Raw genomic sequence first — 24,992 nt, forward strand, 5'->3', positions numbered from 1 at the left:
CTCTTTAGATAATAATCAAAATAACAGGCTAAGGGGATCTACATGAGAAGTATTGAGCGACTTTTAATGCAGTACGGTGAAAGCCACCAAAACAAGACCAACGTTATCATCCATGCTATTGCCGTACCCAGCATCTATTTTGTAACGATAGGTTTGCTGTGGAGTTTGCCGGTACCTGAAATGATAGCGCAGTTCGATATAACGTGGGCGCATATCATAGCGGTTCCCGTATTGTATTATTATTTTATGTTGTCTGGTCCGATTGGGGCTGCAATGACCCTCTTAACCATACTGTGTTTCGGTGCAGTTAATACCCTAGACCACTTCAGTATCTCAGTATGGTTATTTTCTCTTGTACTGTTTGTCGTTATGTGGATTTTGCAGTTTATTGGCCATCATATCGAGGGCAAAAAGCCTTCGTTTTTTGACGATTTGCGCTTCTTGCTGGTTGGCCCAGCCTGGTGGTGGGTGCACTGGCTGAAAAGAATGAATATCAGTTACTGAGCTTAATCAGCGAATTTATATAGCCAAAACATGTCTAATTTCAAGATTTTGCCCTGCGACAAGAAGCATAAGGGGCACGACCAAGGCGCTTGGGTCGTGGCAAGGCTTGCGTATAATCTTCTTATAAGTTTTTAAATTGGTAATATTGTGAGTCGCTTTCAGCGTGTAATAGAAAGTAATGAACGTTTATTTTGGACATTGCACAGTGCAGGCTGGGCAGGGTTCGCAATAATTTATTACATCGGATCTTTTCTCCATGATGTTCGACCCATTTGGGTTTTCATCATCATGCTTAATGCATATGCAGGATGGTTGCTAACCATTCCGCTTCGCTACATCTATCGATGGGCAAGAAAGCAATCACCGCTCAACATGATCATCATAGTGATTGTGTCGTGCTACTTAATTGCTTTGCTATGGGCCGTGGTAAAAAACATTAACTACTGGGAAATCTACAAGCACGGATATCGGCCAGACGAATGGTATATGTATTTTACCAACACTATTAACTCGCTTATAATGGTGGGGTGTTGGAGTGGTGTGTACTTTGGCATCAAGAACTTCCAAATGCTTCAAAAAGAGAAGCAGAACGCGCTAAAGGCGAGTACCATGGCGCACCAAGCTCACATAAAGATGTTGCGCTATCAACTCAACCCGCATTTTCTCTTCAATACGCTTAACGCTATCTCAACCCTTATTCTTTTAAAAGAGAACGACACAGCAGAAGCGATGGTGTCGCGTTTGAGTGACTTTCTACGTTATTCATTAGACAACGACCCGATAAAGCGAGTACCGCTAGGTCAGGAAATAAAGGCATTACGACTCTATCTAGAGATAGAGAAGGTACGTTTTGACGATCGTCTAGAAGTACTATGGGACATCGATGAAGGGTGTGAAAGTGCACTTGTGCCGAGCATGATCTTGCAGCCCATTATTGAAAACTCAATAAAGCACGCCATATCTAAGATGGAAAATGGTGGTCGTATAGCGATTACGGCACGTACATTTGGCAATGATTTGTTAATGGATGTTGCCGATAACGGCCCTGGTGCAGATATCAAAGACGGAACACTTAGTCGAGAAAACGGCGTAGGCCTAGCCAATATAAAAGAGCGTTTGCAATCCCTCTATCATCGTAATTTTGCATTCTCTATAGAACACAATCAGCCTTCAGGCGTGCGAGTTAGAATACGCATTCCCTATGAAGTTAAGGACGTATAACATGACAAAGCAAGTGATTAAAACCATTGTAGTGGACGACGAACCTTTAGCACGCAAGGGCCTTCGTGCCAGGTTAGAGCGTCATGATGATGTGCAGGTGCTTGCAGAGTGTCAGAACGGCCTGGAGGCTGTAAGTAGCATTTCTCAACATCGTCCAGATTTGGTGTTTTTAGATATTCAAATGCCTGGCTTAAACGGCTTTCAGGTTATTCACAAGTTGCGCGAACTGAAACAGCCCATTCCCATGATCGTTTTCGTAACTGCTTATGACAGCTACGCAATAAAAGCATTTGACGTGCATGCTTTAGATTATCTGTTAAAGCCAGCAGACGACGAGCGCTTAGGTGCGGCGTTAAACAAAGTACGTGAATATTACTCAACTCAGCATCAAGATGAGCAGTCACAAAAATTAGTAAGCCTTGTTGCTGAACTTACTGGCGATGATTGCGAAGAGATTTTACGCAAGTTAGCTAATGGTGAGCCGGTTGAAACCAATCCATACCCAGATGTATTGGCTATTAAAGATGGCTCAGAAGTAACGCGCGTAAACGTTCAAGACATTCAATGGATTGATGCTGCAGGTGATTATATGTGCGTTCACGCACTGGATGGCATGCATATAATGCGCAAAACCATGAAAGAACTTGAGCAGGAACTCAACCCACAGTTCTTTGTTCGAGTGCACCGTTCAGCTATTGCTAATATCCGTTTTGTTAAAAAGTTAGTGAGCCATATTAGTGGCGAATATCATTTAATACTTCAAAATGATACAGAACTTAAAGTGAGTCGCAGTCATCGTGATAAAGTGAAAGCGGCAATGAAGATGTAAAGAAGCTTGAGCATGAAGTACTAAAAGGCGGTGTTTTATTATAAAGCACCGCCTTTTTTGTTTTTTACAATCTATGAAAGTTTCAAGTTAAACAGCGTCTGAACCATCTTACTTAGTCGCAGCTGTATCTTTCGTTCATTAGGGTACGCATAGCGTCAACCCGGGCTTGATTGAGAGGCTTTGTTTCTTCCCAAGTTTTGGATAGGGGTACGGTAATAGGGCGCTGATTAACTTCACCAACCATTATGTTGGTGACGTCGCTTCCTACTAAGCTTATGGCGAATTCGCCAAGAGTAGTGGCGAGTAGTCGGTCCTGTGCTACCGGCGAGCCGCCACGTTGGACATGTCCCAAGGTTACTGGCCTAACGTCGTTGATATTGTGATACTGCAAAGCTTCGGTTAATCCTGTTAAGCCATTAGGCCAAACGTTTTCAGCTACTACAACAATAAAACTGACGGGCCCTTTCAAAGCACGCTGCGCTTTGATCTGGTTTACGATCTTTTTGATTTCAGTCTCAGCGGATTCAAAAAACTCAGGAACAACTACATAGTCAGCCGCAGCGGAAAGGGCACCATTTAATGCTAAAAAGCCAGCATTGCGACCCATTACTTCTACAAGGAAAATACGTTCGAACGCATCAGCTGTATCACGAACTTTATCGATAGAACTCATGGCGGTATCTATTGCGGTAAAGTAGCCTATAGTCGCATCAGTACCCGCTATATCGTTATCAATTGTTCCCGGAATACCAAGAATCTGGCCATCCCATAGTTCGCTCAACTTTGCTGCGCCGCGAAAAGATCCGTCACCACCGATTACAATAAGTGTGTCGATCTCGGCCTGTCTCAAGTTATCAGCCGCTTTTATAAGCCCTTCACGATTTTTAAATTCTTTACACCTTGCGCTGTGTAGTATGGTGCCGCCTTGCTGGATAAGATTGTGCGTTGAATCAAGAGATAGAGGAATAAACTCTTGCTGTAGTAATCCGTTGTAGCCGTGCTTGTAGCCAAGCAAGCTAAAATTAGCTTTCTGACACGCAATAATTGCGGCACGTATACATGCATTCATACCTGGGGCGTCGCCACCAGAGGTTAAAATTGCGACACGTTTTGACACATTAAAGTCCTTCTTTTTACAGGCAATGCCATTAAAGTAGAGTAAAGGCTGTGCAACGTAAAGTTCTCTATTGCGGATATTTATTGCGTAATATCAAAGTAAAATTCAATTTTTCAGTACACAGCAATAAGCGTTTTTGCTTGTCACGACGTAACTAACGTAAAAAAAGGAAATACTATGCGTTCATTGTTGGTTGTTGTCTTTATTATTTTTCTTACTTCATGCAGTTCTAAGCTGGCTTATAACAACCTGGATTGGTGGGTGTATTGGTACATGGACGATTACATCGAGCTTAAAGGTGAGCAAGAGGAGAAGTTTGATGCGCATTTACAAAATTGGTTGAGCTGGCACAAGAAGAGTGAACTTACTCGTTATAAAGCGCAATTAGAGGATATAAAAAGGCAGATTCAGAATGACACCCTTAATTCGAGTATTGTTTATAACAACCTTGAGTTAGCTAGATCGCATTGGGAGCGCGTACGAGACGAGGTCAGTCCTGAACTAGCGGCTATAGCTAAAACACTCGATGATGAACAAGTTGTCACCCTATTTGCGGCATTAGAAAAAGACAATAAAGAAGAAGAGGAAGAGCGACAAGAGGCGCTGGAAAAGTCTGAAGCAGAGAGACTTAAAGATAGAATTGAGCGAATACAAGAAACAATAAGTGAGCGTATTGGAGATCTAAGTAAAGAGCAAAAACAAATTGTTAGCACCTACGCACAACAATTTATTTCTACAGGTGACGCTTGGATAACGTATCGCAGAAACATTCAAAATGCGGCAAGAAAGCTATTCGTTTCGCGCAAGCAAAACGAAAGGTTTGAGCAAGAATTGGTGTCACTAATGCAAAATCCGGATAATTATAAAAGCGATGTGTACAAGCAAAGTAGTGCTCATAATATGACTGTGACGGCAACGCTACTGGCCGAGATATTTTCAACTCTTTCAGAGAAACAGCGTCAAACACTGATTGAAAACGTGGATGAGCTAATCGAAACGGTTGATAATTTTATGGATTAATTAGTAATACTCTGGCTCAGTACACATTCAGGTCGGTCGATACAGTACTGGTCTTCTCGTAATACAAGACGAAAACTCCGACCTATGGTGGTAGCACTCAGTACTAAATAAGGTATTAAGTTATAATTCTTTCCAATCGATTTTAAGAACTTTACCTTCTTCGTTAGCAACGAAAAGGGGAAGTTCGGTCAATTTAGTGTTTTTTTGTTTTAGTGTTTTAAGGCTCTCGTAGGAATACTGCCTCTGTATATGCCACTCTACCTTATTCCTTGATTTGTATTCTAAATCAATATTCCACCTACCCAGATAAGAAACCGCGCTTGGTTGAAGCGAGAAAAAGCAGCCATCGCATTCAGGTTTTTTAAAACGTCTTACCCCAATGTTCGAAAAAGCTGGAGTTATCGATTTTAGATAGTATTTGCCAGTTTTAACTTTGACAAGTTTTGGGAGGTGTTTCTCGTTAGCTTGACTACCCTCGAATTGCTGTGTGCTAGGTACTTTTAATCCGCGAATAACAAATATTTCACCACTGTTTAGCTCTTCAAATGTCATTCTGTGAATACCAGCATCGGCTAGTACAAAAGACTCGTTCTGACTTAGCGCCTGTTCATTGGCGCTAACCTCGTCGATTAAAAATGCCACCAGTAAAAAAACTAACAACCTCATAGCTCACCAGTTTTCTAATTCAAAAGCCAATATATTTAGAGAGTTCATCTCTAAGGTTGGTGTATTTTTCTTTGTAAGGCGCCTTAAGTGACATATCGTCAATCAATTTAAACAGCCGCTTACACTCATTAATGAGTTTCATTTCGGCTTTATCTTCTTTGATTGCAATTTGTAGAAGACATTGCAATAGATTAAGCGCAACCCCTGTATTTACAGGAGCAAAGCCTTGAGCAAGGGCAAACGAAGCTTTAGCACGTTCGTAATCTTGCTGCTGATAGTGTTGAATGCCTTCGCGGTTGAACTGTTGATAACTAGCTAAGTTTTTCTGAGCATTGAGGGCTTGCGCATCAAGCATGTTTAGACTGTTTTGGTCGAGCTCATCCTGTCTTGAAGTCAAAAGTGCATTCAACTGTAGCGCATCATCAAACTCACCCAGTTTATACATAACGTTAATACTGTCAGGAATAAACGCGGTAGGAACTTCCGTGTACTTATCGTCAAGAAGTGTTTGTGACGTTGTTAAGTGGCGTTTGGCATCAATCAGTTTGCCGTCTATAGCGCTAATTCTAGCGTTGACGATTGTACCAAATATATCTACGTCAAAATCTCTGTCCATTTTTTGAAGATGTTCATCAAACTTTCCTCTTTGCAGAGTTAGTAATGCTTCTTGCTGATACTTATTGCGCTGGCGCTTGTCGTCTGCAAACTCTGCGACATCTAAAAGGCTTCGGATAATACCGCACCAGTGTAAACTTGTTTTGTGAACGGTTCGTTTCGATAAATCCCAGATCGCTTGGCTTGAACTCGCTGCCAGCACTAAATCGTCATTTTGCCGACCTATTTCACAGGCTTTGAAATGCCTGGGTAAGGAGTAGGGTGACAGTTTTATTGCTTCTTTTATTGCATCTAGTGCTTTGTCGCCAGCTGTGGTGGCTTGGTGTGCTTGCGCAAGAATATCGTGAGCGTCTGCATTGAACCGGTTACGCTTTAGCGTTCTCTTGGCAATTGAAATCGCTTTCTCATATTCCTTTAAAAGCAAGTAAGTTTTTCCAATAGCTATTTGCGCCCACAGCACGGGTTTTCCGTCAATGTAGTCACGTAACACATCTAGCGCTTTATCGGGTTGCTTTATACGCCAATATAGCTCGACTAATAGCTGTTCACAGTGACCTTTATAGTGGGAAGGGGCGTCAAGTAACGCTTCGATATGGTCGATCGCACTGTTTATTTCACCCTGTTCAACGAGACTAAACGCTTGCTGGAGAAACTGTCTTTTTTGCCACGCACGAACGATACGAGACTTCAGCTGAACTTGAGAAAAGGGCTTAATTAAAAAATCATCTGGTCTACGTTCAATACTGCCCAACACTATCGGTCGAGCGCTATCTGCGCTTATCAGAATGAACACCGATGTGGGACTGATAAGCCTTCGAGTGCGCAACTCTTCAATGAGCTCATAGCCATTTTTGTTGTCAGCTCCCAAGTGTAGATCACAAATGACAATATCAAACTTATGCTTTTTACATAGTGATACCGCTTGTTCAGCAGATGACTTCGTAACTACATCAGATGCGCCCATCGAATGCATCAGCCCCTTCAATAAAAGAAGGAAAGGGCGTTGGTCTTCAACAATCAGTACTTGTTTGTTGCTAAATTGCATTTCAAATCCATGAATGAGCGCGCGATTACTTTATAGGAGTATATCTAATTCTAGATAATAAGCTTAAGAAAAACATTATCTTGCCGAAAACATAAGTATACAAATGAAGTTGTAAATAAGAATGTCGCAAGAAACTGTCGAAGCTCGTGAGCAAATACCTATTGACCCCAGTATATACTGGGAGCGCAGTGGTGTGCTTGCTAAAGCATCTGCGCAGGGAGCGTTGTTCTCTTTATATCTTGCTATGCAGCAACATAGTGTTGCCGAGCCATTTGAAATTGAAGCGGTAGCGTCAGAATCTGATGATAAAAGCAGCATCGAATCCAAGCTTGCATCGTTAAATTATTATAGAAGGCCATCGCTAGCCGCTAATGAAAGCGAATGGGGCAGAATGCGCGTTTTGTCTGAGTTAGTATCTCAAGACTATGCAGCAGCAAGATTATATTTAAGTATGAATCCCTCTCCACTATCACAAACTGATGATGCTAAACGTCTACCCGACGATGTAGTAGATAATTGTAGTTTGGCAACACAAAAGCGGTTGAAAAAGGAATACGCTAACACCGTGAAGGAAGATAATACGATGCTATACGATATCCTCTCATCACAAGATAAAGAACACCATTCACAACATGAAAATTCGTCACACTTCACATCTTTTGAGAATATTGCATAGCAGTTATTTCAATTCGTTGTTGCGTGCTAAGTTTGGGTTGACGTACGAGCGCTAATTCGTATCCGCCCTAGTTTTTATCATTCCTTTTTGTTATATTGCGCGCCGCATTTTTGCACTGGTCTTACGCTCCAATCAGCAAAGGTTAAAATATGTCTAAATATATTGTATGCGCAATGTATAAATTTGTTGCGCTTGAAAACTTCAAAGAAATCCGCCAACCGCTTCTCGAAACAATGGAAGCTAATGGCATTAAAGGTACACTTCTTCTTGCCCACGAAGGGATAAACGGTACGGTTTCTGGTACCCGCGAAGGTATCGACGCATTACTTGCTTATTTAAACAGCGACGAGCGTATTAATCCTATTTCTTGCAAAGAATCTCTTCACGATGAACAGCCTTTCTATCGCACCAAGGTAAAACTGAAAAAAGAAATTGTGACCATGGGCGTTGAGGGTATTGACCCTCGCAAAACCGTTGGTACTTACGTAAAACCTAAAGACTGGAACGCACTTATTAGCGACCCAGATGTTACGGTTATTGACACGCGAAACGGTTATGAAATTGAAATTGGTACGTTCAAACACGCTATCGACCCTAAAACCGAAACGTTTCGTGAATTTCCTGAATACGTAGCGAAAGAACTCGACCCGTCAAAAAATAAAAAAGTGGCTATGTTCTGCACCGGTGGTATTCGCTGTGAAAAATCGACGGCTTACTTGAAAGAGCAGGGGTTTGACGAGGTTTATCACTTAGAAGGCGGTATTCTACAGTACCTTGAAGATGTACCGAAAGAAGAGTCATTGTGGGAAGGCGATTGCTTTGTATTTGATAATCGCGTTGCAGTTAACCACGACTTAGAGAAAAGCCATTATGAGCAGTGCTACGCGTGCAGACTTCCAATTACTGAAGAAGACAAGCAGAGTGATAAGTATGAGCCGGGTGTAAGCTGCCCGCACTGCTTTGGTACCCATACCGACGATCAAATTGCTCGCTTTAGAGAACGTGAAAAACAGGTTCAGCTGGCAAAAGAGCGCCAACAAGAACACGTAGGAACGGAAGCGCGTTTGACCATGGAACAAAAGCGTCAGGAAAAAGCAGAAGCTCAACGTTTACGCGCACTTAAAGCAAAAGAAAATCAGGCGTAGACAGCTAGAAAGAAGGGCGTTACACTCGTGCTTATTGCAGTTGAAATAAGGAATGCGAGTGAGCACTCAACTTTCAGAATCTAAAATTGAAGAAATTAGAAAGGACTTCAGCTTTTTCGATCGTGATGGCAACGGCCAAATCGATTTGCCGGAGTTCATCGAGCTTCTAACCGTTATTTCACCAAAAACGAAAGCTAGCCACGTACAAGAAGGCTTTAAGCTTATCGATAGTAACGACGACGGTTACATCGACTTTGAAGAGTTTTTGGAGTGGTGGCAAGAAGGATGGTGGGAGTACTAAGTTTAAACTTAGTAACACTTATCGTCGACTGAGGCTTTTCGACACGCTAGGCTAAGTGTGGAAACGAGGGCTAGGCCACGTAAAAGAGCCAATTGAAAACGAGTGCTTTTAAGCACTCGTTTTTTTGTGTGTTGAGTTTGGCGTTTCGTTTTGGGAGTGAGATATAGCTTCCTTTGAATGGCCTTCAATGTCGGCTTCGAGCGTAAAGCGGACCTTGACCACAACCAATGCGCTGGTCCGCTTCAGACAAGGAGCTGACATTACTAATTGTCATTTATTTATTGTTTCTGCAAACCTAGATTCGTCGAATAACAGAACATCGTTTTTTCGGTTAGCGTATTTTTAGTTAACCTAAAATGCTGTAGTATGAATCGTTAAAAACATAACAGAAAACTTTTATATGTCTCAAAAGTCCAGAATGCTCGCAGGCAAATTGTACCTTCCATTCGATTCGGAGTTGGCAAGTGATAATAAAAAAGCAAGGGAGCTAACCCGACAATTTAATACCACGGAAGGTAAAGGGGGAGAATTTCGCAAAAGTATTTTAAAAGAACTCTTTAAAAAAACAGGTAACAACCTTTACATAGAGCCTCCTTTTAGAACGGACTATGGTTGTCATACGTCAATCGGTGAAAATTTCTATGCAAATTACGATTGTATAATTATTGATGTATGCCCCGTTAATATTGGGAATAACGTTTTCTTTGGCCCCAGAGTTTGCATATATACAGCTACACATCCGATTGATGCAACAGTCCGCAACTCTTTAATTGAATATGGGAAGCCTGTAACGATTGGTAATGATGTTTGGATTGGTGGAAACACTGTGGTAAATCCGGGGGTCACTATTGGTAGTAACGTTGTGATTGGTTCCGGTTCAGTAGTCGTAAAAAGTATTCCTGATAATGTAATAGCCGCAGGAAATCCAGCTAAGGTAATCAGAGAAATTAGTGATTCAGACAAAGTTTACTGGGAAGAAATGGCTCAAAACTATAGGGAAGAACAAGAACCGTAGAGTAGTTTAAAGCCAAGTAAAATATAATCTTGGTTGTCTGAAGTAAAGCCATTTGGCTCTCTGAAGGCTTTAATAGTCGATTATTGCAAACAATAATTTTCTATTTGCTGAACGTCTGCAAAACGTACTTTTCTGCCGTTTAATTACAAATATTCGAACGGCTGCTACTGGCACAAAGCAGAAGTAGCTAGTCAATAATCTATTCGTCCACAACTTGTCTATAGCAGAACTTAAAGCCTCGACAGATGAACCTACACGTTGGGCGAAGCTAAAAAAGTATGCTATGTAGTAAAGACTACCAATCAGCGCTGTATACTTTGTTGGCTGCGGACGCTTCTACTTCTAGTGGGGCTTTATCGTAACCGTATTCAGCCATGTCGAAAAAGTGTTGGGTGACAACTTCATCTAAACTGGCTCGTTCAATCTGTAACACATGCACTAATTCGTGGGCTAACTTGGGTCTATTAAGCTCGAAATCTTTACGAGCATAAATCGAATAGCCGAAAACTTGTGCGTTATTTATTATTCCTTCTCCAACAAGTCCAACGGCTTCGCCAAACACTTTAAGCGCGAAGTTTTCGTAGGGATATGGCACTTCATCTACATAAACAATTCTTACTTTCTTAGGCTGTTTTATGCCTATCTCCGATGCTAGCGCCAATTCTTGTTCGTTCAACGGTTGACCTATTTTTAAGCCTTTCATATCTGTTTCATGTGCCCACTCTATGTATTGCGGCAACAATACGCGTGCTATTATTTTTTCATAGGAAAGTGCCACAACGACTATTACTACAAACAAGGCTAACGATACGAACTTTATAAATTTCATGTGGTTAAAATCCATTTTAAAGGGGGAGTTTATGCCGCTTACACGCTTTGTTACAAACAGTTGAAGCGTGTAGTCAGCACAATCGACTTGTTTCTATATGCGTAGTAGAGCATATGATGGCGAAGTGTTCCATCAAAGGGCTGCAGGAAATGTGATTAAAAACAATGTGAAAGGTTACACACCGCTATTCAATAGTGAATTGTGACTAGCGGCGGTGATGGTTCAAACTACGATATAGAGTTTTACTCGTCGTCAGACAGAGTGTTTCTTGGCTTGCGTTTCACAGGAACCATACCAATGTCTTCTCCAGACATGGTATCGACACGTTTTTTAGTGCCAGGTTTTGCTGGTTTCGCTACGCGCTTTTTACCACTTTTCGCATTTGATTGTTTCGATACTTTTTTCTTCGGCGTAAAACCTTTGAAAGACGCCGAGAATTCGTCATGCGGTGAACACTCTAACGCATATTGAAGGTGATTCTTAAGCCCCTCGAAACTGTTCCAATCACGAGGGCCAATTAGCGAGAATGCTTCGCCTTTTTGCCCAGCACGGCCTGTACGGCCGATACGGTGAATGTATTCATCCGCGTTCTTAGGAAGGTCAAAGTTAACCACCAATCCAACTTTTGATAGATCTAGTCCACGAGAGGCGAGGTCGGTAGTAACCAGAATACTGTGCTGTCCACGAGCAAACGCACTCATTACTGCTGCGCGTTGGCTTTGTAGCATATCACCACGAAGCGCAATAGCTTCTAAGTTTTGTTCGTTAAGCAGTGCTGCAATTCTATCGGTATCTTCACGGGTAGCTGTAAATACGATAGCTTGGTTGTAGGTACGATTGGCTAGTTCAAACTGTAAAATTTGATCTTTGTTATCAACATTGTCTGCAAAGAAGCACTTCTGTTCGATATCGCCATGCTCTGCGGTTGAGTCTCCTACAGCTACACGGACAGCGCCTTTGGTTAACTGCGTTGTCATATGCTTTAGCTCAATATTATCGAGCGTGGCAGAAAACAACATAGTTTGACGCTTTCTGTGATCAGCATAGTCGTTAATCATTTTAAGCTGAGCAGAGAAGCCTAAGTCTAACATTCGGTCGGCTTCATCAAAGATAAGCAACTCTAAACCGTTTAAATACACACTTTTATCTAATAGATGGTCGGCTACACGACCAGCGGTACCAACGATAATGTGAGGGTTACGGCGAAGCGCTTTAACTTGGTCGTTATAATTTTCGCCACCCACAATAAGTGAACAAGTAAGATTTAGCCCGGTACACATTGATTTAGCTTCAATGAAAACTTGTTTGGCTAGCTCTCGAGTTGGCGCAAGAATAAGTGCGCGTGGGTCTTGACGACTAAGGGCTTTTTGCGACATTAGCCTGTTTATAGCTGGCACTAAAAAGGCGAAGGTTTTACCTGACCCCGTTTTTGATGACGCAATAATATCTTTGCCCTGAATAGCTGGCAGCATAGTGCGTTCTTGAATTTCGGTTAGCGTCGAAATGTTTTTCGTTTCGAGCTTTGAAATAATTTTGTGGTGAACAGGTAAATCAGTAACTAGCAAGAAGGTATAGCCTTTTTAAAATGACATTCGGGCGCATTATCCCTTAATGCACGGTGCATTTAAAGGTTTATTGGAAAGGCTTATGAGTTTGCAGACTGAAGGCAGGTGCTTGTAACAATCGTTACTCAACGAAGAATATAAAGTTAAAGCAAAAATGTGAGTTAACTCAATGGTGCGCGCTTACCACAAGAGCATAAATGCTGAATGATAAGCGCGACATTGCGAAGTACAATTAAATGAAAAGCACAATTAAACGCAGAGTTTAAAACTGCATTTCAGGTACATTTTCAGGAACAACAAGCTTTCCGCCCGTTTTCTCTTTAATTTCGTCAACGCTGACGCCCGGTGCACGTTCTTGAAGCACAAATGCGCCGTCTTCAACACTCAGCACTGCTAAGTCGGTAATAATGCGCGTAATACAGTTAACACCGGTTAACGGTAAGGTGCATTCGCCAAGTAGTTTTGGGTTACCGTGTTTGTCGGTATGGGTCATAGTAACAATTATGTTCTTTGCTCCAGCAACTAAGTCCATAGCGCCGCCCATGCCTTTAACGAGTTTGCCCGGTATCATCCAAGAGGCAATATTACCCGATACATCAACCTCAAATGCGCCAAGTACAGTAAAATCAACGTGGCCGCCGCGGATCATGGCAAAGCTCTCAGCGCTACTAAAAATAGATGCGCCTGTGATAGCCGTTACCGTTTCTTTACCAGCGTTTATCATATCAGCGTCAATTTCACTTTCAGTCGGGTAGCGTCCCATCCCCAAAAGACCGTTTTCTGATTGCAGCATCACGCTGATGTCATCTGGTACATAGTTAGCTGCAAGGGTAGGGATACCAATGCCTAAATTAACGTAATCGCCATCTTTAAATTCCTGAGCGACGCGCATTGCGATTTGTTCTCTACTAAGCATTACACTGACTCCTTGCTAACTACACGGCGTTCAATACGTTTTTCAAATGAACCTTGAATGACACGGTTCACATAAATGCCCGGGGTATGGATCTCGCTAGGGTTCAATTCACCAGGCTCTACAATTTCTTCCGCTTCTACCACAGTGATTTTACCTGCAGTAGCCGCCATAGGATTAAAGTTTTGTGCTGTATGGCGATAAATACAGTTTCCGTAAGTATCTGCTTTCCACGCTTTTACAATGGCAAAATCTCCAGTAATAGCATGTTCTAGAATATAAGGGCGACCGTTGAATTCTTTGACTTCTTTCCCTTCACCAACAGGCGTGCCATAACCTGTGGCAGTGTAGAAGGCAGGAATGCCAGCACCACCCGCGCGCATTTTTTCCGCCAGCGTTCCTTGAGGTGTAAGCTCAACTTCCAGCTCACCGTTAAGCAGTTGTTTTTCAAACAGGGCATTTTCACCTACATAAGAAGACACCATTTTTGCTATTTGTTTGTCTTCTAGTAAAAGACCCAAGCCAAATCCGTCTACACCACAATTATTAGAAACTACAGTAAGGCCAGATACGCCCATTTTCTTAATTTGGCCTATCAGTCCTTCGGGTATACCACACAGCCCGAAACCGCCCGCAATAACTGTCATACCATTTTCAAGGCCAGCCATTGCTTCTTCGTATGAGGATACAACTTTGTTAAATCCCGCCATTCTCTATCTCCAATGCATTTGTTAAAAATAAGTATCGACATTGTTGCTTCATTTGTAAAATCGAATTAATCTTGCGATTAATAAAAACTATTTATTAATCGCTGAGATCAGTTGAAAAGTTTATGGATGTTTCATACCGTCAAATAAAAGCGTTTGTAGAAGTGGCCAAGTCATCAACCTTTGCTGAAGCCGCGGTAAATCTACATTTAACACAGCCAGCTTTGTCATCGGCAATTAAAAAAATGGAAGAGCAGTTAGGCGGTAAGTTATTCCAACGCAATACACGCAATGTAAGCCTGACACCAGAAGGAGAGGTGTTGTTTCCAAATGCTTTGAGGCTACTGCACGACTGGGACAATACTTTTTCTGATATTCAAAATTTGTTTGCTATGGCGAAAGGGCAGCTTACCATTTGCGCTATGCCGTCATTTGCCGAGTCTCATTTACCGAATATCTTGTCAGTATTTCATCAACGAATTCCAAACGTAAACTTACGAATTGTCGATGTAGTAATGGAACAGGTAATTCATGAAGTTACTACAGGCCGCAGCGAGATTGGGTTCTCGTTTGAGCCAGAGCGCAAAGATGGTTTAGTGTTTAAAAGCCTTTTTGCTGATGAATTTGTTGTTGTGACCAACAAAGCACAATCAGCCCATTTAGGGGACAAGTTGCATTGGCAGGACTGTCTAAAACTTCCATTGGTAATGATGAATAGGGGATCTGCGGTACGCCACTGGACTCAATCTAAGCTAGCACAATATGGTGAGCTGAATATAATCGCGGAAACGGGGCAGCTATCTACACTAGGAAAGCTTATTCTAAATGGTTTAGGTATATCTATTATGCCGGCGATTTGTAAAGCGCAAATGGAGGGATTGGGGCTAGTAACAAAAGAAATTAGTGACATGCCTCTGGTGAAAAATATTGGAATAATTCGAAATGCGCGAAAAGGGTTATCGCTGCCGGCTCAATCTATGTGGGACATGGCCGTAGCGCATTATGAGTGAAATAATGCGCTTGATAGTTTCTAAGAAAAGGTTCGACCTACCACTTCTTCTTAGGTGCGAACAACTCGTCTAATTCGTCTCTTTCTTCTTCTTGCTTCTTGGCGCGATCTTTTTCGTTCACGCTCTTAAGGTTGCTTTGGATTTCGTGTAACCACTCGTTAAGTGTAGCAAGTTTAGACATTGAGTATTCGTCTTGGGGATTTTGATTTTCTAGTGCGTTTTTCGCCTTTTCAAAATACTGTCTGGCTGACCCAAGCATATTGGTTTGAAGTGCAGCGCGGCCGCGCTTAATCAATGTTTCTACATTTACTTTTACCTGCAAGCGTTCAAGCTGCTTATCTTCATCCATGAATACTTTAGAATCAATTTGCCCTTTACTATGTTCTGAACGAAGAATAATGCGCAGTTTCTTAACGGCCTGAATGTATTGAATGATCATTTTGTCGTTGTCGGGTAACGCGAAATCGTTAGTGATACCGCTATTGTCCGAAAGAGCAGCGGCGGTTGCTTGCTCACTGCTTGAGATACGCTGTTTTAGTTCAGATGTACTCGATAAATCGTTCATTGCTTTCAAGGCATTAAGAATACGATTGTGAAGTATGCCCATAATGCGCGAAGAAACAGGCATGTTTACACAGGCGGCAATAACGTTCTCAGTTTCGTCGACAATAGTACGCTGTTTGGCAAGTTCAGTTCTGCGCTCAGCCTCTTGCTTTTGACGATGTTGTTGCATTGCATTGATAAAGATAGCTGCGATTAGCAAAACAACAATTAATATAATAATAATCACGTACATGCGTGTGTTTCCGTCTGTTTTTTATTTTTTATAACGTTAACGTATTACTACGTACGAGCGTTACTTTTTGTATTGCTTAATGTTATCGGTCAATCTTACGGTATTTTTACTTCAAATACACTTCCACCGAGACTCCCGCCGTTGGAAAGGGCGATTGAGCCCACTTTATCTCCTTGAGAATGCGCGTTTGCAATTAACTTCGCAAAAAATAACCCCAACCCCGTTCTTCCTTGGCTTAACTCAAAGTCACAGAGCTCTTCGTGGCTTTTAGTTAACATCGCTTCGGGATAGCCACGACCATCATCCTCTATTTTAATGGTCATGAAGTCGTTCTCGTCTGCCTTGGCACTTACTATTATTTTGGATGTTCCATAGCGCATTGCGTTAATGATTACATCGTTTAATAACAAATAAATTAACTCACTGTCTAAGTACCAGCTAAGGTCATCTTCGATAGCGATGCTTATATCAATATTTTTCTGAGATACATATAACGCATTAGAGCCAACAACATCTTCAACCAAATCTTTGATGAAACTTTCGTCAACGGTAATGGGTAAACTTTCTAATTCAGCCCTGTACAAAGAGAGTACTTGAACAAGATTGGTGTTGAGCCTAGATGCTTCATAATGAACACTCGCAACCTGCTCTCTAGCTTTCTCGTCGTGAGGAGAAAGGGCGTCGCTGAGTGTTTCAATAGATTGAATAAGGAGAAAAAGTGAATTTTTCATATCGTGCACAGCAGCTGCCAACACCGATGAAAAATCAATTGTGGATGTAACTTGTTTACTGCTATTCATTATCTATCTAACACCGTGCTTTTTAATCACCTACCCATAATGTAGAAGAAATCGGACAAAGGCGAATAAATCCCACTCGAAAATACAAAAATTCAATTATTTTCAACTTTATAATGCCAATTTCGTAATAGCAACTAGTAAAAAAAGGTGGTTTTGGTTATAACGGGGGGAGTACAGTGTCAGTCTATCGCATTAAACGGTGTAAAATATGAAGCTACAGCAACTACGGTATATCGTAGAAGTCCTCAATAACAATTTGAACGTGTCAGCAACAGCAGAAAGTTTATATACCTCACAGCCGGGTATCAGCAAACAAGTTCGCATGTTGGAAGATGAACTAGGTGTTCAGATTTTTGGCCGTAGCGGTAAGCATTTAACACACGTAACAGACGCCGGTAATGATGTAATCAATATAGCTCGTGAAATACTAGCCAAAGTAGAGAGTATTAAAGCGGTAGCAAGGGAGCACACGCTTCCAGATCAAGGTAAACTCAATATTGCGACAACGCATACGCAAGCCCGTTATGCATTACCTGATGTTATTCAGGGTTTCATGAGCAAGTATCCAAAAGTGTCATTACACATGCATCAGGGCACGCCGTCTCAAATTAGCGACCTGGCTGCCAAAGGCGAAGCCGATTTTGCTATCGCTACCGAGGCTCTCCATTTGTACAACGATTTGGTCATGCTTCCTTGTTATCACTGGAATCGCAGTGTAATAGTAAACAAAGACCATCCCTTGTCGAAAAAGGGCACTATCGATATTTCAGACATTGCCAAATATCCGTTGGTTACTTATGTTTTCGGTTTCACCGGGCGCTCTGAATTAGACCAAGCGTTTGAAAGAGCAGGGCTAACACCTAAAATCGTGTTTACCGCAACAGATGCCGATGTTATTAAAACCTATGTTCGCTTAGGTGTCGGTATTGGTGTTATCGCGTCGATGGCGGTAAGCGAAGAGTTAGATGATGATCTTGTGAAGATAGATGCAAGTCACCTGTTCGATTACAGCACGACGAAAATTGGATTTAGAAAGGGGTCGTTCTTAAGAAGTTATATGTACGATTTCATTGAGCGTTTTGCGCCTCACCTGACCAAGGACAAGGTTGAAAAGGCTATGATGCTGAAAAATAACGAAGAAGTAGAAAAAATGTTTAAAGGCGTGACGCTTCCAGTAAAGTAAACGTAGCGCTTGTTGAAAACGTTCATTAAAAAAGGGGCTAATTGCCCCTTTTTTGCGTTTCACATATTGTCTAGTTAGAACGAGGCGCTAACATTCGATAATATTTACCGCGAGTCCGCCTCTCGCCGTTTCTTTATATTTAGTCTTCATATCATTACCGGTATCGCGCATGGTTTTAATGACCTTATCTAGTGATACTTTTTGCTCACCGGTTCCGCGCAGTGCAAGACGAGAAGCATTAATGGCTTTGATTGCACCCATGGCATTTCGCTCAATGCACGGAACCTGAACCAAGCCACCCACGGGGTCACAAGTAAGGCCGAGGTTGTGCTCCATACCGATTTCCGCAGCGTTCTCTACCGAGGCAGCTGTGCCCCCCATAATTTCAGCTAGCGCGCCTGCAGCCATCGAACATGCGACGCCTACTTCTCCTTGGCAACCTACTTCAGCACCTGAGATTGACGCATTCTCTTTATAGAGAATACCAATAGCGCCTGCGGTAAGCAGGAATCGGCTTGCTACTTCTTCATCAACAGGTCGAATAAACTTATCTACGTACTGTAGAACAGCCGGAATGATACCCGCTGCACCATTTGTAGGTGCTGTTACAACACGGCCGCCAGCAGCATTTTCTTCGTTTACAGCTAAAGCAAACAAGTTAACCCAATCCATAGTCTGCATGGGGTCGTTTGTGTGTTCAGTTTGAAGTCGACGGTATAGTCCAGGTGCGCGGCGAACTACTTTAAGCCCGCCAGGTAAAATACCTTCGCTTTCGATACCTCGTTGAATACAAGCTTTCATTACTAACCAAATGTTGTGTAGCTGTTGCTTCACTTCGTGCTTGGGCCTGAAAGTTGATTCGTTACGTAGCATCAGTGAACTAATGCTTAAGCCGTTAGTTTTACACAGAGCAAGAAGGTCACCGGCCGTTTTAAAAGGGAAGGGTACTGATGCTTGCAGGCTGGCCGCATGCGCTTTGGTCGCATCGAAGTCTTCGTCTTTTATGATAAAACCACCGCCAATACTGTAATAAGTTTGCTGTTTTACAAGCTCATCTTTCGCGTACGCATAAAACGTTAAGGCATTAGCGTGTTTGGGGAGCGTTTTACGGCGGTGAAAAACGATGGCGTTTTTGTTAGGAAAGCGCACTAATTTCTGGCCATTAAGGCAAAGCTTTTCCGTGTTGCGTATTTCTTCAAGTTTAGTCTCGATGCTGTCCACATCGACAACGTCTGGAAGTTCTCCTAGTAAACCGAGGATAACAGCTTTTCCTGTTCCGTGGCCGATACCGGTTTGGCCTAATGACCCAAACAGTTCAACTTTCACGCTATCCACTGAATCAAAAAGCGCAGCTTCCTGAGCGAGTTCGGTGACAAACTCGGCGCCTGCTTTCATTGGTCCTACGGTGTGCGAACTCGATGGGCCAATGCCCACGCTGAACATATCAAATACACTGATCATAAACTTTCAAAATTAAAACAAAGTAATAGTAAGATCATGCATCCACCACGGAAAAACCACAATACAGAAAAGCTAATAAAGGGATTAGTTTTGCTAATACGCTGTAAAGTTTAATTTATAGTACACGCAAGAGCGGTTAAGCAAATACAAAGGCTATGGATGAATATGATGAGATAAATTGCGTAACATTGCCGCCGTTGCGCCCCATATCATGCGGTTTTTCCATGGGATAAAGTAAATTGGAAATGCCTTTTTATCGCGATGCGTCGTGTGAACTAAATGATTTCTTCTGTCTAAAACATGTGCGAGCGGTACTTCAAAAGCGCTTTCTACCTCATTTTTGTCAATAATCGGTGTAAAGTCAGGATTTACAAAGCCAACAACTGGCGCAATTTCATATCCGCTGATTGTTCGGTATCTAGGCAACATTCCTACTACGTCTACGTGAGTAGCGGGTAAACCAACTTCTTCTTCAGCTTCTCTAAGTGCCGCGTCAAAAAAAGAGTTATCAGCTTCGTCGACCGCTCCTCCTGGAAAACTGATTTGACCTGGATGATGCTTGAGGTGGTGCGCTCGTTCGGTAAGCAGTAGTTGAAGCGAATTGCCATAATCTATCAGAGGGATAAGTACAGCCGCAGGGCGCCCTGTTTTTCGCAACGGAAAATCTGGCTCGGTGTGAGGCTGCCTTAAGTGGTGAAACTGTGATAGAAATTCGTTCTTTGTCATAGATATTTGCTTACAAACTATATGCTTACCTTTGTGCTAGCACATCACATACAAATACTGTGCTATTGGTTAATTGATTCAAGTACTGGCAGTATTCTAGACACTTTATCTAGGGTTTCTTGATATTCTTCACTAGAAACCGAATCTAGCACAATACCACCACCGGCCCAGCAATGTAATCGACGGTTCTCTGCCAATACGGTTCTAATGCAAATACTTGAATCCATGTCTTCACGAAAACCCATATAGAACACGCTGCCACAGTAAATATTCCGGCGGTGAGGCTCTAGCTCATCGATAACTTCCATCGCGCGGATTTTCGGTGCTCCAGTTATTGACCCCCCAGGAAATGCTGATGCCAGAAGCGATAAAGGCGAAGAAGATTCATTTAATTCACCAGTTACCGTACTTACTAAATGGTGCACAGCCTGATAACTTTCAAGAGCAAAGAGTGCAGGTACGTTCACCGAGTGAGGTTTGCAGTGCTTTGAAATATCGTTGCGCAGCAGATCTACAATCATGAGATTTTCTGCACGGTCTTTTTCTGCTGAGAGCAAGTTCTGAGCACTGGCGGCATCTTCTGCTTTGTCTTCAAATCGCGGGCGTGTACCCTTTATCGGTTTTGTTTCTACAACTCCATCTTTAACGCGTAGAAAGCGTTCTGGTGAAATGGAAGCAATACAGCCTTGGGGAAGGTTATAAAAAGCTGAAAATGGCGCTTGATTTTGATTGCGTAGCTCACAATATGCTTGCCACATATTCCCTTCAAACGCCGCGCTAAAACGTTGCGCCATATTTACTTGGTAGCAATCACCGGCACGCAAATAGGCGTGTATTTTATCTAAACAAGCTTCATATTCCGTTTTAGACAAATTTGATTCGAACCGCGACGTTAACTTGAAATTTGGTTCAGGTGTTTCGTCGTTGAACGAAGAAAAAAACTGAGTCAGCGGTTGACTGTCAACGGAGCAATAATAGATATAACCTGTTTTTGTATCTTCAATAAGTGAACGAAGATAAAGGCCAACCGCGAAATCAGGGGTTTCGTAGTCATCTTTGGCGATGCTTGGCATGGTTTCATAAAAGCGCCCAGTATCATAGCCTGCCATACCAGCCACACCGATAATGAAAGGGAGGTGCGCTGTATTTACACTGGCATGTATCTCCACAATTGAAACGCGCGCATGTAAGTGTGATTGCACCGCTTCAAAGGGGGTCAATGTCAATTGCTGACGCTTTGAAGTGTTTAGTTCGATGAGTTGAACCTTATCACCTTTTGCTTCGATAACTGCAGAAGGCGAAAATGCCATAATATTGAAGCGACCTTCACTTTTCGACGAACCGGAAGTATCTAGTAAAAGGGAGTATGGGTGTGTAGATACTCGCTTAAAAAGTGCATTGAAAACGGCTGCGTTCTCGTCACAATTTAGCGCTAATTTGTCGGCTAATTCCTCTGCAGTGAAACGGGAAACATGAACGTGAATAGTATCTGCGTGTGACATAGGTGTTTTCTGTACTTCTTTTTATCGTGGGCGTTTGGTGCTTGAATTAAGCACAAACGTCCTTCTATTTCTAACTGGCGTTAACAAATAACGGCTAATAACCAATGACACTAGGCTACTTTTTCAGATATCCCTTCAGCATAGTTTTTAAAAATGACTGGAATTAGCCACAAGCACATGGTTTTACATGGTGCGTTGTCTTTAGATGCGCTAGTATACGCTTTTTTAGCTAGCTAAGACCACGAAAGCCAAATAAAAAGAGGATGTCATGACCGTTATCCGTCAACAAGACTTCATTGACAGCATTGAAGATGCCCTGCAATTTATTTCTTATTATCACCCGCTCGATTACGTTAAAGCCGTAGAAGAAGCCTATAAAAAAGAAAAGAGCCAAGCCGCGAAAGACGCGATGGCACAAATTCTTATCAACTCACGCATGTCTGCAGAGGGTAAGCGCCCTTTGTGTCAAGACACGGGGATTGTAACCTGTTTTGTTAAAGTTGGTATGGGTGTGACGTGGGATAAAACTGACATGACCGTTCAAGAAATGGTTGATGAAGGTACACGTCGTGCGTACCTTAATCCAGACAATCCACTTCGCGCCTCTATCGTTGCAGACCCTGCCGGTGCGCGCAAAAACACCAAAGACAATACGCCATCTGTTGTGCATATCGACATGGTAGCGGGTGAAAAGATCGAAGTGATGATCGCGGCTAAAGGCGGCGGCTCTGAAAACAAATCAAAAATGGTAATGCTAAACCCAAGCGATGATATTGCTGACTGGGTAGTAAAAACATTGCCGACAATGGGCGCTGGCTGGTGTCCGCCTGGTATGCTTGGCATAGGTATTGGCGGTACGGCTGAAAAAGCAGCAGTACTTGCGAAAGAAAGTCTTATGGACCCAGTAGACATTCAAGAGCTTATTGAACGCGGCCCACAAACTACCGACGAAAAACTTCGCTTAGAAATTTTTGACCGCGTAAATAAGTTGGGTATCGGTGCGCAAGGCCTAGGCGGTTTAACGACTGTTGTTGACGTTAAGATTAAGTCGCTACCTACTCATGCTGCGTCAAAACCTGTAGCAATGATCCCTAACTGTGCGGCGACTCGTCACGCACATTTCTATTTAGATGGTTCAGGTCCAGCCGAGTTAACACCACCAAAGTTAGAAGATTGGCCAGAAGTAACTTGGGAAGTGAGCGAAAACACTCGCCGCGTTAACCTTGATGAAGTAACAAAAGAAGATATCCAAGAGTGGAAAGTAGGCGAAACGGTACTGCTGTCAGGTAAGATGCTTACCGGTCGTGATGCTGCTCACAAGCGCATTCAAACCATGATGGAAAATGGTGAAGGTTTACCAGAGGGCGTTGATCTAACTAACCGCTTTATCTATTACGTTGGTCCTGTTGACGCTGTAGGTGACGAAGTGGTTGGTCCGGCTGGCCCGACAACGGCTACCCGTATGGATAAGTTCACTGACATGATGCTAGAGAAAACAGGCCTTATTGGCATGATTGGAAAAGCAGAGCGTGGTCCAGCAACCGTTGATTCAATTGCTAAACACAAAGCGGTCTACCTAATGGCAGTTGGAGGTGCAGCGTACCTTGTATCTAAAGCCATTAAGAAATCTCGTGTCGTAGCATTCGAGGACTTAGGTATGGAAGCAATTTACGAGTTCGACGTAGAAGACATGCCAGTAACCGTTGCAGTAGACAGCACGGGTGCCAATGCTCACAAAAATGGTCCGGCCATTTGGAAAGCAAAAATTGAAGAGCTTGATGCCTCGCTATCTAAATAGATATAAAGGCAAAACTTAAGATGAGCCGTTCTGCTAAAGAAAGCTAATTAGGTTTTTCATCACAATATAAAAAACGGGTGCAATAGCACCCGTTTTCATTTGTGTAGTTTCATTTTTTCAAAGGTTTACGTGCTAGACGTTTTGCCCCAATTTCATTTTAAATTTATACCAGTTGGTATATTTATCTGATTTTGTTTATAGTGCTGTACAAAATAACAGTATGAACGTGCACTATGTTAATTAACCTTATTTCTAGCGAGCCCATTTCCTTTCTTATAGCCTTCGTAAGTGTGTGTGCTTTTTCACTTTATTCATTTATTCGAGGCCAGGCGAATGCCACCAAGATAGCGCAGCTTTCGCAAATCAATGAGCAGCTACAAAATGATTTGAATAGCGAGCGTATTGCTATTGCCAAGCTTCAAGCACAAAACGAAGCGCACCAAGCAAGAATTCAGGCGCTTCATGCTGCGCATGAAGATAAGCTTGCGTCTATGAATGCATCTGAACAACGTCTGCATACGCAATTCGAAAATCTAGCAAATCGGATATTTGAAGAAAAGCAACAGCGTTACACGCAACAAACAAAACACAATATAGAAGCTGTTTTGGCGCCATTCAAAAACGAGTTAGATGGTTTTAAACGTCAAATCTCAGAACAACACATACGTGAGGGGCAGGAGCGAGCCTCACTTAAAACAGAGATTCTAAGTTTAAAGGCTCTCAACCAGAAAATTACGGAAGAAGCTGCAGCGCTGACCAATGCACTAAAAGGTGACAATAAAAAGCAAGGAAACTGGGGCGAAGTAGTGCTTGAGCGGATACTCAAAGAATCTGGTTTACGCGAGGGTCATGAATTTGAAACACAAATGTCAGCAACATCAGAGCACGGCAAGCGATTTCAACCAGATGTCGTGGTGCATTTGCCAAATGATAAAGATGTGATCATAGATTCAAAAGTAAGTTTGGCGGCCTATGAAAGGTATTACAACTGTGATGATGAAGCTGAGAAAGCGCAATTTTTAAGTCAACATGTGGCTTCTATAAAAGGTCACATCAAAGGCTTAGGCGCGAAGGACTACCAAACGCTTAAAGGCATAAAGACACTGGATTATGTGTTACTTTTCATTCCCATTGAGCCTGCATTTTTAATTGCTGTCGAAGAAGAACCAGATTTAGTCACAATGGCACTTAATCATAATATCATGTTGGTTAGCCCAACTAATTTACTGGTTGCACTGCGTACTATTAATAACATTTGGCAGTATGAGTACCAAAATCAAAACGCACAGCTTATTGCGGAACAAGCAGCAAAGCTTTATGACAAGTTCGTTGGGTTTGTGACGGATATGGAAAAAGTAGGTAAGTCGATGGATACCGCTCACGCTAACTACGAACAAGCAATGAATAAGTTAACCAGTGGAAGAGGGAACTTGGTAAGGCAAATAGAAAAGTTTAGAGAACTTGGCGTACAACCCAGTAAGCGAATGTCTCAGCATTTTCAGCAACTTTCTCAAGACGATTAAAAAAGGCCGCAATTGCGGCCTTTTT

General features: G+C 42.4%; 24 protein-coding genes. 12 read left to right on the top strand and 12 right to left on the bottom strand.

Going from position 1 to position 24,992, the window contains the following annotated elements:
- Positions 1–42: 42 nt before the first annotated feature.
- The 3 genes from BZA03_RS13945 to BZA03_RS13955 all read left to right on the top strand — a co-directional run bounded on the left by BZA03_RS13945 (position 43) and on the right by BZA03_RS13955 (position 2,554).
- Positions 43–504, top strand: a complete 462-nt coding sequence (locus BZA03_RS13945) for a DUF962 domain-containing protein (protein ID WP_014949505.1) — start codon at positions 43–45, stop codon at positions 502–504.
- A 147-nt stretch (positions 505–651) separates the two neighbouring features.
- Entirely contained in the window at positions 652–1,725 is a 1,074-nt protein-coding gene (locus BZA03_RS13950) for a sensor histidine kinase (RefSeq protein WP_014949506.1), read from the top strand.
- Position 1,726: 1 nt separating this feature from the next.
- Positions 1,727–2,554 carry a LytTR family DNA-binding domain-containing protein gene (locus BZA03_RS13955; RefSeq protein WP_014949507.1) on the top strand — a complete coding sequence of 276 codons (828 nt, stop codon included), beginning with the start codon at positions 1,727–1,729 and terminating at the stop codon, positions 2,552–2,554.
- Between the two features lie 112 nt (positions 2,555–2,666).
- On the opposite strand, the gene BZA03_RS13960 is transcribed toward BZA03_RS13955, so the two are convergent.
- The gene (locus BZA03_RS13960; protein ID WP_110289095.1) at positions 2,667–3,671 is read right to left on the bottom strand and encodes an ATP-dependent 6-phosphofructokinase; all 1,005 of its coding nucleotides are present in this window, start codon (positions 3,669–3,671) and stop codon (positions 2,667–2,669) included.
- A 177-nt stretch (positions 3,672–3,848) separates the two neighbouring features.
- On the opposite strand from BZA03_RS13960, the gene BZA03_RS13965 reads away from it, so the two are divergent.
- Positions 3,849–4,691 (top strand): DUF6279 family lipoprotein, encoded by an 843-nt coding sequence (locus BZA03_RS13965; protein ID WP_110289096.1) that lies wholly within the window; start codon positions 3,849–3,851, stop codon positions 4,689–4,691.
- 120 nt (positions 4,692–4,811) lie between these two features.
- Here BZA03_RS13965 and BZA03_RS13970 read toward each other — a convergent pair whose 3' ends face one another.
- Positions 4,812–5,357 (bottom strand): hypothetical protein, encoded by a 546-nt coding sequence (locus BZA03_RS13970; RefSeq protein ID WP_110289097.1) that lies wholly within the window; start codon positions 5,355–5,357, stop codon positions 4,812–4,814.
- A gap of 19 nt (positions 5,358–5,376) precedes the next feature.
- The gene (locus tag BZA03_RS13975) at positions 5,377–7,017 is read right to left on the bottom strand and encodes a response regulator (protein WP_061485884.1); all 1,641 of its coding nucleotides are present in this window, start codon (positions 7,015–7,017) and stop codon (positions 5,377–5,379) included.
- A gap of 121 nt (positions 7,018–7,138) precedes the next feature.
- Here BZA03_RS13975 and BZA03_RS13980 point away from each other — a divergent pair, with 121 nt between their 5' ends.
- The 4 genes from BZA03_RS13980 (at position 7,139) to BZA03_RS13995 (ending at position 10,154) form a co-directional block, all read left to right on the top strand.
- Complete coding sequence (locus tag BZA03_RS13980) at positions 7,139–7,693, top strand: VC2046/SO_2500 family protein (protein ID WP_110289098.1); 555 nt, start codon at positions 7,139–7,141, stop codon at positions 7,691–7,693.
- Positions 7,694–7,842: 149 nt separating this feature from the next.
- Positions 7,843–8,838 (top strand): rhodanese-related sulfurtransferase, encoded by a 996-nt coding sequence (locus BZA03_RS13985; protein ID WP_014949513.1) that lies wholly within the window; start codon positions 7,843–7,845, stop codon positions 8,836–8,838.
- A gap of 52 nt (positions 8,839–8,890) precedes the next feature.
- Positions 8,891–9,139 (top strand): EF-hand domain-containing protein, encoded by a 249-nt coding sequence (locus BZA03_RS13990; protein ID WP_039220280.1) that lies wholly within the window; start codon positions 8,891–8,893, stop codon positions 9,137–9,139.
- A gap of 400 nt (positions 9,140–9,539) precedes the next feature.
- Positions 9,540–10,154, top strand: a complete 615-nt coding sequence (locus BZA03_RS13995; RefSeq protein ID WP_110289099.1) for a sugar O-acetyltransferase — start codon at positions 9,540–9,542, stop codon at positions 10,152–10,154.
- 295 nt (positions 10,155–10,449) lie between these two features.
- On the opposite strand, the gene BZA03_RS14000 is transcribed toward BZA03_RS13995, so the two are convergent.
- The 4 genes from BZA03_RS14000 to BZA03_RS14015 form a co-directional block, all read right to left on the bottom strand.
- On the bottom strand, positions 10,450–10,983 hold the full coding sequence (locus BZA03_RS14000; protein ID WP_110289184.1) for a hypothetical protein: 534 nt from the start codon (positions 10,981–10,983) through the stop codon (positions 10,450–10,452).
- 242 nt (positions 10,984–11,225) lie between these two features.
- Complete coding sequence (locus BZA03_RS14005; protein ID WP_110289100.1) at positions 11,226–12,548, bottom strand: DEAD/DEAH box helicase; 1,323 nt, start codon at positions 12,546–12,548, stop codon at positions 11,226–11,228.
- Between the two features lie 262 nt (positions 12,549–12,810).
- Positions 12,811–13,464 (bottom strand): CoA transferase subunit B, encoded by a 654-nt coding sequence (locus tag BZA03_RS14010; protein ID WP_014949519.1) that lies wholly within the window; start codon positions 13,462–13,464, stop codon positions 12,811–12,813.
- A complete protein-coding gene (locus BZA03_RS14015; RefSeq protein WP_014949520.1) occupies positions 13,464–14,171 on the bottom strand; it encodes a CoA transferase subunit A in 708 nt (235 codons plus the stop codon). The genes BZA03_RS14010 and BZA03_RS14015 overlap by 1 nt, the downstream gene beginning before the upstream one ends.
- 122 nt (positions 14,172–14,293) lie before the next feature.
- Here BZA03_RS14015 and BZA03_RS14020 point away from each other — a divergent pair, with 122 nt between their 5' ends.
- Positions 14,294–15,178 carry a LysR family transcriptional regulator gene (locus BZA03_RS14020; protein WP_014949521.1) on the top strand — a complete coding sequence of 295 codons (885 nt, stop codon included), beginning with the start codon at positions 14,294–14,296 and terminating at the stop codon, positions 15,176–15,178.
- A 37-nt stretch (positions 15,179–15,215) separates the two neighbouring features.
- Here the strand turns inward: BZA03_RS14020 and BZA03_RS14025 are convergent, their stop codons facing one another.
- Both BZA03_RS14025 and BZA03_RS14030 read right to left on the bottom strand, forming a co-directional pair.
- Complete coding sequence (locus BZA03_RS14025) at positions 15,216–15,974, bottom strand: hypothetical protein (protein WP_014949522.1); 759 nt, start codon at positions 15,972–15,974, stop codon at positions 15,216–15,218.
- Between the two features lie 95 nt (positions 15,975–16,069).
- Positions 16,070–16,774, bottom strand: a complete 705-nt coding sequence (locus BZA03_RS14030; RefSeq protein WP_110289101.1) for a sensor histidine kinase KdpD — start codon at positions 16,772–16,774, stop codon at positions 16,070–16,072.
- A gap of 208 nt (positions 16,775–16,982) precedes the next feature.
- Here BZA03_RS14030 and cysB point away from each other — a divergent pair, with 208 nt between their 5' ends.
- Positions 16,983–17,957, top strand: coding sequence for an HTH-type transcriptional regulator CysB (gene cysB / locus BZA03_RS14035; protein ID WP_014949524.1), 975 nt, complete (start codon positions 16,983–16,985; stop codon positions 17,955–17,957).
- Positions 17,958–18,044: 87 nt separating this feature from the next.
- Here cysB and BZA03_RS14040 read toward each other — a convergent pair whose 3' ends face one another.
- The 3 genes from BZA03_RS14040 to pabB all read right to left on the bottom strand — a co-directional run bounded on the left by BZA03_RS14040 (position 18,045) and on the right by pabB (position 21,646).
- A complete protein-coding gene (locus BZA03_RS14040; protein ID WP_014949525.1) occupies positions 18,045–19,418 on the bottom strand; it encodes an L-serine ammonia-lyase in 1,374 nt (457 codons plus the stop codon).
- A 153-nt stretch (positions 19,419–19,571) separates the two neighbouring features.
- Entirely contained in the window at positions 19,572–20,144 is a 573-nt protein-coding gene (locus BZA03_RS14045) for a CoA pyrophosphatase (RefSeq protein ID WP_014949526.1), read from the bottom strand.
- Positions 20,145–20,206: 62 nt separating this feature from the next.
- Complete coding sequence (gene pabB / locus BZA03_RS14050; RefSeq protein WP_110289102.1) at positions 20,207–21,646, bottom strand: aminodeoxychorismate synthase component I; 1,440 nt, start codon at positions 21,644–21,646, stop codon at positions 20,207–20,209.
- 268 nt (positions 21,647–21,914) lie between these two features.
- On the opposite strand from pabB, the gene BZA03_RS14055 reads away from it, so the two are divergent.
- A complete protein-coding gene (locus BZA03_RS14055) occupies positions 21,915–23,444 on the top strand; it encodes a fumarate hydratase (RefSeq protein WP_014949528.1) in 1,530 nt (509 codons plus the stop codon).
- A 233-nt stretch (positions 23,445–23,677) separates the two neighbouring features.
- The gene (rmuC, locus tag BZA03_RS14060) at positions 23,678–24,967 is read left to right on the top strand and encodes a DNA recombination protein RmuC (RefSeq protein WP_110289103.1); all 1,290 of its coding nucleotides are present in this window, start codon (positions 23,678–23,680) and stop codon (positions 24,965–24,967) included.
- The last annotated feature ends 25 nt before the right edge of the window (positions 24,968–24,992 follow it).

It is taken from the genome of Alteromonas sp. I10 (genome assembly GCF_003201515.1).
Taxonomy (GTDB): domain Bacteria; phylum Pseudomonadota; class Gammaproteobacteria; order Enterobacterales; family Alteromonadaceae; genus Alteromonas; species Alteromonas macleodii.